This is a genomic window from Streptococcus oralis (assembly GCF_018448765.2).
Classification (GTDB): Bacteria; Bacillota; Bacilli; order Lactobacillales; family Streptococcaceae; genus Streptococcus; species Streptococcus oralis_BM.
Map to the genome: position 1 here is coordinate 1,348,118 of NZ_JAHCMC020000001.1, position 12,200 is coordinate 1,360,317.

Consider the following 12,200-nt stretch of genomic DNA (forward strand, 5'->3'; position numbering starts at 1 on the left):
TCAGGCCCTCACCTCCCTTCGCCTACCTCCGACAATGTAGATAAAGAAGGGAGCACCTACTAAGGCTGTGAAAATACCAATAGGCAGCTCAGCATTGGGAATGATGACACGAGAGAGTACATCTGCCCAGATAACAAAGAGGGCACCCAGTAAGGTCGCAACGGGAAAAAGCCTCCTGTAATTCGTTCCTACTAACCCTCGAGCTAAGTGAGGAGTAATCAGACCAACAAATCCAATAATCCCACAGGTTGCCACTAAGACTGCTGTCAGCACAGCCACTATGGTCACATAAAGATACCAATAGAAGCGTAAGGGAATTCCCAAAGTTAAAGCAGCCTCATCTCCCATCATCATCGCATTAAAAACACGATACTGAGTTGAGAAAAATAGAAAGGCCAATCCTACTACTATAGTTGGCAGGACTAAGTCAGACCAAGTGGTCCCTGCAAGCGAACCCATGGTCCAAAACTTAATGGTCATCACACTGTCCGCATTAGCGCCAACTGAGATAATAAAGTTGGAAAATGCCAGAAAGAGAGCATTGACCACCGTTCCTGATAAGATCAGACTAGAAGTCGTCATCCTGCCCTGCATAGAGGCAATGATGAGGACAGCGATTGTTGCCAAAATAGCTCCAAGGAAAGCTCCAAGGCTAATCACCAATTTTAAACCAAGAATGATGCTTAAGGTTGCCCCTAGAGTTGCACCCGCAGAAATTCCTAAGACATAGGGCTCTGCGATGGGATTGTTAACTGTAGACTGCATCACGCTACCACACATAGAAAGTCCAGCCCCTACTATCAGACCTAACAATACTCGGGGGAATCTCATATTCCATACAATGGTAAGAGTAGACTTAGAAACCTCTCCTATCTCAAGAGGAAATCCTAACCTGCTCAAAATGATCCGATAGGTATCTCCTAAGTCAATCGCTACGGACCCCATAGAAACAGCTAGAAAAAGTGAAATCCCTAAAATACCTAGCAAAACACCTAAAAGTAACACAAATTTTACGTTCTGTCGGCTTCCAGAAAATTTGGAAAGCATGAAAACCTCCTTAGACAAAATTAAAAATTTAGAAAATTCTCATAAAAAGTATACCATATTTTCAACAATGGAACAAGATGAGAAAAATAAATATAGTTGGTCTTACAGTGCTAATAATCGTAACCGAAGATTATACTTGGGTATATCGAGGTAAAGTGACGAAAGTAAAAAAGCTACCCAATTTAGAGTAGCTTCATTATCAAGATATGCTCAATTGAACACGGCCTAAGCAAGCGGATAAAAACAAAAAGCCCTCTGAAGTCAGAGAGCTAATTTGAGCTCGGGCTAAAATCCTAGCGAAAAAGATGGAACTCCTTGTGTTCATCGAACATTGTGTCGTTTCCCTATTTTCATACGGATTTTTAACGCCCCTAGCATCATAATTCTTGCTGGATAAAACGTTTATAGACTAGGCGACAAGCCGAAGATTGTACTATAAAACTAGTGAAAATAAAAAAATCTCCCCGAAGGGAGATGATCTGGTTTATTTTACCTTACAGTGCTAGGAACCGTAACCGAAGATTATACTTGAGTATATCGAGGTAAGGTGACAACGCAATGTAAGTGGAAAATAAAGCAGATTAACGACGAAGTCCTAGAGAGTTAATCAACTCACGGTAACGGTTAACGTCGTTTTTACGCAAGTATGCAAGCAAGTTACGACGGCGACCGATTTTCTTCATCAATCCACGGTAAGTAGCGTGGTCTTTTTTGTGTTGTTTGATGTGTTCGTTAAGGTGGTTGATTTCCCAAGTAAGGACAGCAACTTGAACCTCTACTGAACCTGTATCACCTTCGTGACGTGCGTATTGTGCGATGATTTCATTTTTTTTCTCTTTTGAGATTGCCATGATATTTCTCCTTTTTATTTGGCTTCATCCGAGTGACAGGTTGGCATGCCTGTAACCAAGAAGAAGTTATTTGTCTTTACGACAATTCTTATTCTACCAAGAAGCAGGGACTTTGTCAACTGATTTACTATTTAAAACCTTGAATTACTCTACTGATTTCAGGGCTTCGAGCATATCCACTTTTCTCAAGTGGTGATTGACAAATAGGCCTAATAAGGCTAAGATTACAGTCACTGCGACGATTGGAAGCGCATAGACTTCCCAGCTAACTTGTGGATAAAAAAGTATGGTGGCAGGTGAAATCATTTGAATCAAAAATTGATGTAAATAGTGGCCAGCTACCAAACCGAGAGCAATCCCCACAAGGGACAGCACCATGGTCTCACGGTAGATATAGAGGGTCACTTCTTTATTATGGAAACCGAGAACCTTGATAGTCGAAAGTTCACGAATACGTTCTGCCACATTGATATTGGTTAGATTGTAAAGAATGACAATGGCTAGTAAAACCGAAACAAGGACAAGGATTGCCATGGTTTTATTGAGCGAACTAGCTACAGATTCAAAGAGATGGATGGCCGTCGCATTTTGGACGATCCCAGAAACAGCAGCTTTTCCCATGAAGGTAGCAGCTTCTTGCTCCGTATTGGAAGGTGTTGGGTCTTTTAATTTTACTAGGTAGGTATTGTCTTGCGGACTGGTGCCGTAGACTTGTTCGTAAGTCGCTCGGTTGAGATAAACAAAGTGTCCAACATAATTTTCAGAAATAGCCGCGACCTTGATTTCCTTCCCATCAAGCTCCAGCTTGTCTCCAACCGTAACACCTGCTAGTTGGGCTAATTTTTGACTCACGACTGCTCCATCAGTGACCTGCACCTCTTGCCCATTTTCCTCTAATACGATAAAGGGCTTGAAGTCTTCTCTGTTTGTGACCATCATGGTGATGGTTTGAAGTCCTGCTTTTCCTTTAAAATCTTTTTCAATGGATTTAGAGTAAATCTTTTGATAAGCGTGGATCGATTCAGCTTGCAAGGCACTTTCTAGATCTGTTTTTTCTTGTTCACTCGCACTGCTCTTTTCCGCTACAATCATCTGGTATTGCTGGATTTTTTCAAATTGGCGCTCGACAACTCCTCCAACAGATGACTGAATGCCGAGACCTGCAAATAGGAGAGCCACCGAACCTACAACTCCAAAAATGGTCATCAACATCCGTTGCTTATATCGGAAAATATTTCGCGCCGTAACCTTATGAGTAAAACTCAAACGACTCCAAATAAAGCTCAGTCGTTCCAGCAAAATCTTTGATCCCTTAACGGGAGGTTTTGGAAGTAAGAGTTGGGCTGCTTCATCGTGTAATTCCCTTCGCGCCACCAGATAAGCCGGCAAAACGCTGGATACCCAACTTAAAGCTAGGGCAAGGAGACTATAAGACCAATAGAAATACTCGTGACTTTTTCCAACAACCATCCCAGCTGTTATAACATCTGAAATCACCCCTGCAAGGAGATAATGTCCAAGAAGTGTTCCTAAAATGGTTCCCACAGTTCCTGCAAGAAAACCATAGAGGACAAACTTGGCAACTATATCTTGATTCCGGTAACCTAGGGCCTTGAAAATACCAGCATTGGTGCGTTCTTCGTCTACAAAGCGAGTCATCGTTGTAAAGGTCACCATTGCAGCGACCATATAAAGCACCACGGGGAAGATATTCCCGACTGAACGAATGCTTGACGATGCATTGCTGTACATGAGGTAGCCTTGACCACCTGGCATGGTTTGGCGATTGTATACGTGGTATTTCGGCTCTGCCAGTTCATCAAACTCTTTCTGACGCTGTTCTAGCTTCTCTTTTTCCTTAGATAGATCACTCTCTGTCTGAGACAGTTTTTCTTTTTTTGTCGCTAGTTCTTCCTTAGCTTTTGTCAGCTGTCCCTTGGCTTGACTCTTTTGTGGTTCTGGTAAAGCGGTCGCTTGTTCTTCTTGCATTTTCAAGCGACTTTCAGCCTGCTCTAACTGACTCTTGCCATTTTGAAGGTTGCTTTCAGCAGTTTGGAGCTGTTCTTTGCCTTCTTCCAGGCTCTTTTGCCCATTTGCTTTGATACCTGCCAATCTTTTTTGACCATTATCGGCTAGTAAATCTTGCAACTCTTCCTGATGTTGGGTTCGTTTGGTCTTATAGTCTGATGAAAAAGCATCCAGATTTTTTAAATCATCATAGCGCACACGCGCAATACTATAAACATCTGAATCAAACTGGCTGGGCAAAATCACTCCATAGCCAGCCAAGCTTCCATTTCCACTGCTAGCACTCCCTAAGTCTTTTTGAGAAAGCATCTCACCCGACTGAACAAATCCAGTAATTGTAAAAGTTTGGGATTTTAGGACGGACTTCCCTTCTTCTTTCTTAGTAAAGGTAATGGTCTGCCCAATCTGATAGCGGTCTTTCCAGAAGTCGGCTAGGGCAATTTCCTCATCAGCCTCTGGCAGTCGCCCTTCTGTCACTTGGAAGGTTGAAATCCCCTCTGGCTTGGAATAAAGTCGAACCGCTTCTTCACTATTTTCAACGGTTAGGTCTGCCATATAACCAAACTCAACACTTGCTCCTTGAAGGGCCTTTAATTCGTCTTGGTCTTCTTTGTCCAAGCCATAATCAGCTATCACTGCCAGATCTAGGGTATTGGCTTTACGGAGATAATCCCCTGCCGTACGTTCCATATTTGGACTGGCCACTTTGAGAGCAATAAGGGATAAAGAACCCAGCATCATCAAGGTCAGGATAGAAACAAAGCGTCCCTTTGAAGCCGTCACTGACTGAAATAGGTCTTTCCGATACGTTTTTTTCATGCTAATACTCCAATGTATCGATATCCTGCGGATGCTCATTGACCGTCATGCTCTTAACCGTGGCATCGCGCATATGAATCACCCGATCTGCAATAGGAACGAGCGCTCCATTGTGGGTCACGATAATCACTGTTGCTCCTTTTTGACGAGACATGTCTTGGAGAATCTTCAAGACTTGCTTCCCCGTCTGGTAATCCAAGGCACCTGTCGGTTCATCACAAAGGAGAATTTTAGGATTCTTGGCTACAGCGCGTGCAATGGACACTCGCTGTTGCTCCCCTCCAGAAAGCTGGGCTGGAAAGTTATTGAGGCGATGAGCCAGACCTACGTCTGTCAAGACCTGCTCAGGATCCAAGGCATCTGTCACGATTTCTGAGGCCAATTCCACATTTTCCTTAGCTGTCAGATTGGAGACCAGATTGTAAAATTGAAAAACAAAACCTACATCTTCACGACGATAGTTTGTTCGTTGGTGCGAACTATAGTTGGCAATATTGGCACCATCGATCCAAATCTCCCCCTCATCATTGGTATCCATACCTCCTAGGAGATTGAGAACGGTTGATTTTCCAGCTCCTGAAGCACCAAGGATAATGACCAACTCCCCTTTTTCAATTTCAAAATTCACATCACGATTAGCCACAATCTCCGTATCTCCAACCTGGTAACGCTTGTAGCTGTGTTTCATTTCAATATAAGCCATTGTCCTTCTCTCTTTCTTACAATTAAGTCACTCTTTACTATCATTATAACGCTTTTTCAACTAGTTGGAAACTAGAAGCAAAAACAAAAAAAGCCCCATAAGACCTATAATGAAAAAGTGACCAAACCCTCATTAGAAAGAATCTTATGGAACAATTAAATTTTATCACAAACATACTCGGAATTAAAGACAAGAACATCATAATCTTGGATTATCTGGATGCTGAAACACATAAAGAAATCATCGCTAAGCTTGATTACCCTACTCCTAAGTGTCTCGACTGTCAAGGACAAATGGCTAAATATGACTTCCAAAAAGAATCTAAAATTCCCTATCTAGAGTGTGCGGGCTACAAAACTCTTATTTGATTGAGAAAACGCCGTTTTCGTTGTAAAGTATGCGGAAAAATAGCTGTCGCAGAGACTTCCTTAGTCAAAAAGAACCACCAAATCTCAACGATCGTCAACCAGAAAATCACTCAAAAATTAATCGAGAAAGTCCCTATGACTGCTATCGCCGAAAGTTTATCGGTCTCTACTTCGACAGTCATCCGTAAATTAAAAGAGTTCGAGGTCAAGTCTGATCTTAACCACCTTCCAGAACACATGAGCTGGGATGAGTACAGCTTCAAGAAAGGTAAGATGAGCTTTATTGCACAGGACTACGATAATGGACGGACTCAAGCAACTATTCGCAATCATTTCCTTCGTTATTCTAGACAGGTGAGAAGTCGTGTGAAAGTCATTATCATGGACATGTTTAGTCCCTACTACGATATTGCTAGAAAACTTTTTCCAAATGCAAAAATCGTTCTCGACCGCTTTCATATTGTCCAGCATCTCAATCGAGCAATGAATCGCGTACGCATACAAATTATGAATCAGTTTGATCGGAGATCGCACGAATATAAAGCACTGAAACGTTACTGGAAACTCATTCAAAAGGATAGCCGTAAACTCAGTGATAAACGATTTTATCGACCGACTTTTCGGTCACACTTGACCAATAAAGAGGTTCTAGAAAAGATACTTGCCTACTCTCAAGAACTTGGAGAGCACTATAATCTCTATCAACTCCTACTCTTTCATTTTCAAGAGAAACGAACGGAACATTTCTTTAGTCTTATTGAAGAAACAATTTCTTCTGTAAATCCTATTTTTCAAACTGTTTTCAAGACCTTTTCGAAAGATAAAGACAAGATCATGAATGCACTGGAACTTCCCTACTCAAACGCAAAACTAGAGGCTACCAATAACCTTATCAAAGTCATCAAGCGAAATGCTTTTGGCTTCCGGAACTTTGACAACTTTAAAACTAGAATTCTCATTGCTTTGAACATCAAAAAGGAGAGAACCAATTTGGTCCTCTCCAGGTTGTAACTTTTCATCAACCCACTACAGTTGACAATGAGCCCACTGTTTATTTGCTGATCATTAATTGTATAACAATTACGATAAATCTTCGCTTTCTTCTTGTTTTTTACTATAAATGAGATTAAATAAATCTCTTTTTAAGCTGTCTAACTGCTAAGGTATAGAAGATAAAAATATAAGCACCATTGACAACTAAGAAAAGGATAAATTCAGATAAGGTAAAAGGGACTAAGGAACGAGCTCGATCACCAACAGCAATCTGAGCATAAGGGAAAATTCTAAAAAGACCTTGTCCAATAAAGAGGGTCATAAGTCCTGCCATAGCCAAAATAGCTGATATAAGAATAGGCACTGCGAAATTTTTTAAGCGAATACTAAGAAAAATTTGAATGGTGACAATAGTAATGGTTGCTAGCCAACCTGTGATAGACCAAAGCAAAAAGTCCAGTAGATAATTTGCAAAAGGTACCTTCAAAACCAAAGCGCTAATAATATAAAAGAGAAGAACTATCAGTTGACTAATAGCCATGACTAGTGACAAGCTGGTGATTTTTGATAAAACGATACGATTGGCTTTAACTGGAATGCTTAATAAGCGCTGCCAGTTTTTATTGCTTTCCTCGAATTGACAACTGATGGAACAGATAATCCCGATCAGAATAGGAGTAAATATCTGCGAGGAATAGAAAACTGTTTGTCCCCAAAGGACGTGAGCTTGTGTACCATCTAGGAGCACCTCTCGATTGAGAGCGTAAATCATTGCTCCCAATAAGGACCCAATAAGGTTAAAGAAGATTAGCGTTATCGGAATAGCACTTTTTTTGATTTTTTTAAATTCAAAAATAATCATAATAGATCCGCCTTTCCAATGAGTTTTTTACTGACAAAGATGCTTAAAAAAATGATAAGCAATAATGTGACTAATTTAAAGGGATAAGAATTATCATATTGAAAAAGATAAGTGTTAGTTCCAGCCACCCGTTTAGCGATTCCCATCATAGAGAAATATTGCCAAGGAATGAAAATACGAATAGGAAATGGTAACGCGCCGATACCTACAAATGACAGGAAGGAACCAATTAAGCCTGTTACCACTGTCACACTTGGCTTTGGATAGATAAAAGCTAAGCAAAGATGTAAACAAGACAGAAAGAGACAAACCAAAAAAGTTGTGAACAAAAAGAGACTCAATGAAACGGGTGTCACACTGACCTGCATGCCTTGAATAATAAATTTCAGAAAAAGCGTTTGAATCAAACTGACAACAAAGGCAAAAATAGCCATCACAGTCAATTTAGCCTTAAAAAGTTGCCAAGGGCTTTCGTTACTGGTTTGCAAGAGTTTAAAAGTTTTGCCTAGATGTTCCAATTCCAGTAGTCTAGACGCTAAAACTGCAATGAAAAGTGGCAAAATAACATCATTCAAGTAAGTCATGGTATAAATGGCATTATAGGCCTCATGTGTTTTAGGTAATTCATATTTGATAACAACGCCACTCCAAATCAAGCCCACTGCTACAATAGCAATCAAAGATAGCAAGAAAGAACGTCTTTTTAATTTGATAAATTCTAATTGCAAATTTAGCATTACAAAACACTTCCTTCCCGTCCTGTCATATCAAGGAAAACATCTTCCAGCGATCGACGAATCATACGAACTTGATAAATATCAACATTATTTTCAACTAAGAGTCGAATAGCAGTGGCTATATTAACTTTATTGTTATCGTTGATAATCAATTTTGGGTCATCATCCAAATTAAAACCATTGAACATTAGTATTCTTTTAGCAGTTACATCATCACTGGTCTCAAACAGATATTTTTCATCTTCTTCAAGGTCAGATAGGTGGCCTTCAAAAAGTAATTGACCATGATTGATAATGCCAACAGTTGTAGCCATCTGTTCAATTTCTGAAAGAATATGGCTAGAAACGATGATAGTCATATCGTATTTTTGTGGTAAAGACTTGATAAGCTCACGAATTTCTTGAATACCGGCAGGGTCTAAACCATTAGTTGGCTCATCCAAAATCAGTAATTTAGGAAATTTAACAATAGCTAACGCAATTCCTAAACGTTGTTTCATGCCTAGTGAATAATTTTTAACTAGCTTGTCTTTTTGATCGAAAAGTCTGACAATCTTTAAGACTTCATCAATATTTCTTTTTGGTAATTTAAGCAATTTTTGGATAATTTCAAGATTTTCATAACCGGTCAAATTAGCATAGTAAGAGGGCTCTTCAATGAGGGAACCTACATTTGAGAGGAGTGATATTTGATTGCTATTAAAGGTTTTGCCAAAGAGCTTAATGGAACCGTGGCTTGGTTGCAACAATCCTAAAAGCATTTTCATAGCAGTACTCTTACCAGCACCATTTGGTCCTAAAAAACCATAAATTTCATTTTTTCTAATATGAATAGAGAGCTGATTAACGGCTACTTCACCTGAAAAATCCTTACTTAATTGGTTGGTTTCAACGATATAATTGTTCATTTGTTTTCTCCTTTAAAAATCTTATAGTGATGTTATATCCTTTCGCTATTTTCATTATAATGAACCTCCTTTATTTTAACCTGTTCATTACCTTAATTCTTCCTTAATTTTTACTTTAAAGTCCTTGACCAAGGAAGCAATGTGTTATACTAGTCTTGTTGAGGTAATAGTATGAATTATAAAGAAAAGAAGATCTTAATTTTAGACGATAACCCCGAAATTTTAGAAATAGTGCAAGAATCATTGAGCATTGCTGGGTTTAGCAATCTAACAAGTGTACAATCACAAAAAGAAGCTTTGGAGCAATTTGAAGAAAAATCTTTTGATTTAGTTATTTTAGACATTATGCTACCTGAAGGATCAGGATTTGAAGTTTTAAAGGGCATCCGTAAGACTTCAATGGTTCCTGTTTTGTTTTTGTCGGCAATCTCCGATATAGAAAAACAATATCAGGGCTTTGAGTTAGGGGCAGATGACTATATTATCAAGCCTTTCCGTCCAAGAGATTTGGAGTTGCGTATTCTTTCCATCTTAAAAAGAGCCTATCCCGAAAAGGAAGATACCCTTGTTTTGCCTGCTTGCCAGGTGCATTTTAGCCAAGCCTTGATTACCAAAGGAAAACTAGAGATTCAGCTGACAGCTAAGGAATACAGTATTCTTAAGGTCTTATATGATAATAAGAATCGCATTGTCACTTTTGACCAACTCTTAGAAAAAGTCTGGGGCTTACAATACCAAGGCTATGATAATACCCTAATGGCTCATATTCGTAAGATTCGACAAAAGATCGAAGCCAATCCTTCTAAACCAGAAAGCTTAATAACGGTTAAAGGTTTGGGTTACAAACTAAAGGTGAATTAAATGGATACCGTTAAATTTTTTACTAAGTTATTAACCAGGTATGTTCTATTAATCTTGGCTTTAATCATAGGACTTGTTTTTGTTTATGGTTTGGTTTTCTCAGCCTATTTTAGTTTCTATGGAAAGGAAAAACCGGAACTACTTTACACTAAAATCGCTCAATCGAGTCAAGAGAATAATTTCAATTTTGATAAAAGCAGCAAAATTGAAATGGATAAACAAAATACTTGGGCTATGGTACTGAATCAAGATGGCAATATTGTCCAATCTTATCATTTACCTAAAGGACTCAAAAGGCATTATACGAATGCTGATATGGTTAAATTTTCACGTTGGTATTTAGAAGATTACCCTGTTTTCTCCTATGTACGTGGTCAGCAAATTTTAGTTTTGGGCTATCCTAAAAAGCATTCCTTAGCAAAATTTAATTTCTATGCTAATACGCAATTTATTAGGAATTTTCTCAGTTTGGGACTTGTTTTCTTGGGTATTATTCTTTTACTTATTTTTATTCTTTTGAGCCGATCAAAGTTGCGTATTAAAAAGGAGATGGAGCCGATTATTACTGCTGTCACTTCTTTATCTCAAGGTCAAAATGTCGTTCTTAAAGAAAAGGGAAATTTCTCTGAAATTAAGACGGCTCTCAATGAAACATCTCATATTTTGGAAGAAAGCAACACGATGAAAGAGCAATGGATTAGAGGGGTCAGTCATGATTTACGCAATCCTCTTATGCTCATATCAGGTTATAACAGTCAGTTAGAGCAGCAATATGGCAAAGGAAAGCAGACAGAGGAAATTGAAAATCAGATTCAAACTATGAAAGAAATGATTTCTAATCTCAATATGAGCTACTTATTGGATAACCAAAAGCGTCACTCCGAATTTTCCAATCTTGATTTGGTTGCTGTCCTACGAACAGTAATTGCCGATATATTGAATAATTATGAAACAATTGCACTTCATTTTGATTTGCCTGCCGAGACAGTGTTGGTAAAAGGAGAGGTAACTTTATTAGCAAGAGCTTTTAGAAATCTCTTGCTTAATAGTATTATGCACAGCGGCTCTAACCAGATTGATCTGACTTATCAATTATCTGATAATAAAGTGCTCATCGTCATTGCAGATCAAGGAGATATTACAGCTCAAAAAATTACTGAGCTAAATCAAAAATCAACTAATTATGAATCACATGGTATGGGGACAGTTATCACCAAACAAATTATTAAATTACATCAAGGTGAAATTGTTTTTTTAGACAATCATCCAGGATTAAAAGTCACCATTTCTTTACCTTTAGTAAAGGAATAATGACCTGTCTAAGAACAAGCTTACACTTAGAAAACTAACCATTTGGAGCATTGCGACACATTATTTATCTTCTAAATATTTCTAAATGCTATTTTTGGGGCAAAGTATTCTTTCGTCTAATCATCGTAAATTTTTGATAAATAAGTAGCAATACTATTCTATTTATCAAAAATTTTTCTGTTATACGCAAAAAAAGAGTGAACAAATAAAGTTGCACTCTTTTACTGTTAAAATGTTTTGTCAACAACTATATACGAATTACACTAAAAACGCTTTAGATACTGTCAATAATTATGTGTAAACACTCAAGTAGAGTTATGGAGTGCTAATCAAATAAGCTTTCAAGTGTGTCAGAACATTGACCAAACCCTTTATGGATTCGTTGACTTTGCTTGAAATTATAATCTTCAAACAAAGTAACTAAATAACGGTTCAGGGCTTCTTCGGTAGGAAAAAGAACCTTCTTTTTCGTTTGACGTTTAATTTCTTTGTTGAGAGACTCAATGAGGTTTGTCGAATAAATGCTGTGCCAAATTTGGTAGGGAAACTGGAAAAAAGTTAAAAGATTATCCGTATTCTCCAGACTTTCCATGACTTTCCTATACTTTGGCTTCCATTCAGCGATAAAGTCCTCTAAAGCTCGTACTGCCATTTCTAAATTTTCAGCACGATAAATCGTTTTTAATTACCCTAGAATAACCACTCGATTAGA

9 protein-coding genes and 2 pseudogenes are annotated in these 12,200 nt (G+C 38.4%); 3 read left to right on the forward strand and 8 right to left on the reverse strand.

Annotation, left to right across the window (positions count from 1 at the left end):
* The 4 genes from KIH88_RS06670 to KIH88_RS06685 all read right to left on the reverse strand — a co-directional run bounded on the left by KIH88_RS06670 (position 1) and on the right by KIH88_RS06685 (position 5,448).
* Positions 1-1,047 (reverse strand): FecCD family ABC transporter permease, encoded by a 1,047-nt coding sequence (locus KIH88_RS06670; RefSeq protein WP_213988157.1) that lies wholly within the window; start codon positions 1,045-1,047, stop codon positions 1-3.
* A 581-nt stretch (positions 1,048-1,628) separates the two neighbouring features.
* Positions 1,629-1,898 (reverse strand): 30S ribosomal protein S15, encoded by a 270-nt coding sequence (rpsO, locus tag KIH88_RS06675; protein WP_001018251.1) that lies wholly within the window; start codon positions 1,896-1,898, stop codon positions 1,629-1,631.
* A 144-nt stretch (positions 1,899-2,042) separates the two neighbouring features.
* Complete coding sequence (locus KIH88_RS06680) at positions 2,043-4,751, reverse strand: FtsX-like permease family protein (RefSeq protein ID WP_213988246.1); 2,709 nt, start codon at positions 4,749-4,751, stop codon at positions 2,043-2,045.
* Complete coding sequence (locus tag KIH88_RS06685) at positions 4,747-5,448, reverse strand: ABC transporter ATP-binding protein (protein WP_213988158.1); 702 nt, start codon at positions 5,446-5,448, stop codon at positions 4,747-4,749. The genes KIH88_RS06680 and KIH88_RS06685 overlap by 5 nt, the downstream gene beginning before the upstream one ends.
* 146 nt (positions 5,449-5,594) lie before the next feature.
* On the opposite strand from KIH88_RS06685, the pseudogene KIH88_RS06690 reads away from it, so the two are divergent.
* Positions 5,595-6,827 (forward strand): annotated as a pseudogene (locus KIH88_RS06690) (ISL3 family transposase).
* A 115-nt stretch (positions 6,828-6,942) separates the two neighbouring features.
* Here KIH88_RS06690 and KIH88_RS06695 read toward each other — a convergent pair.
* The 3 genes from KIH88_RS06695 to KIH88_RS06705 are packed head-to-tail and all read right to left on the reverse strand — an operon-like array spanning position 6,943 to position 9,316.
* Positions 6,943-7,671: an ABC transporter permease gene (locus KIH88_RS06695; RefSeq protein ID WP_213988159.1), complete on the reverse strand. Its 729-nt coding sequence runs from the start codon at positions 7,669-7,671 to the stop codon at positions 6,943-6,945.
* Entirely contained in the window at positions 7,668-8,408 is a 741-nt protein-coding gene (locus KIH88_RS06700) for an ABC transporter permease (protein WP_213988160.1), read from the reverse strand. The genes KIH88_RS06695 and KIH88_RS06700 overlap by 4 nt, the downstream gene beginning before the upstream one ends.
* Positions 8,408-9,316, reverse strand: coding sequence for an ABC transporter ATP-binding protein (locus KIH88_RS06705; RefSeq protein ID WP_008809655.1), 909 nt, complete (start codon positions 9,314-9,316; stop codon positions 8,408-8,410). Before KIH88_RS06705 ends, KIH88_RS06700 begins: the two co-directional genes overlap by 1 nt.
* A gap of 171 nt (positions 9,317-9,487) precedes the next feature.
* On the opposite strand from KIH88_RS06705, the gene KIH88_RS06710 reads away from it, so the two are divergent.
* Together KIH88_RS06710 and KIH88_RS06715 are read left to right on the forward strand one after the other, a co-directional pair.
* Entirely contained in the window at positions 9,488-10,177 is a 690-nt protein-coding gene (locus KIH88_RS06710) for a response regulator transcription factor (RefSeq protein ID WP_001106859.1), read from the forward strand.
* Positions 10,178-11,488: a sensor histidine kinase gene (locus KIH88_RS06715; protein ID WP_213988161.1), complete on the forward strand. Its 1,311-nt coding sequence runs from the start codon at positions 10,178-10,180 to the stop codon at positions 11,486-11,488.
* A gap of 325 nt (positions 11,489-11,813) precedes the next feature.
* Here KIH88_RS06715 and KIH88_RS06720 read toward each other — a convergent pair.
* Positions 11,814-12,170, reverse strand: a pseudogene (locus tag KIH88_RS06720) (transposase); the annotation flags it as partial.
* Positions 12,171-12,200: the final 30 nt, after the last annotated feature.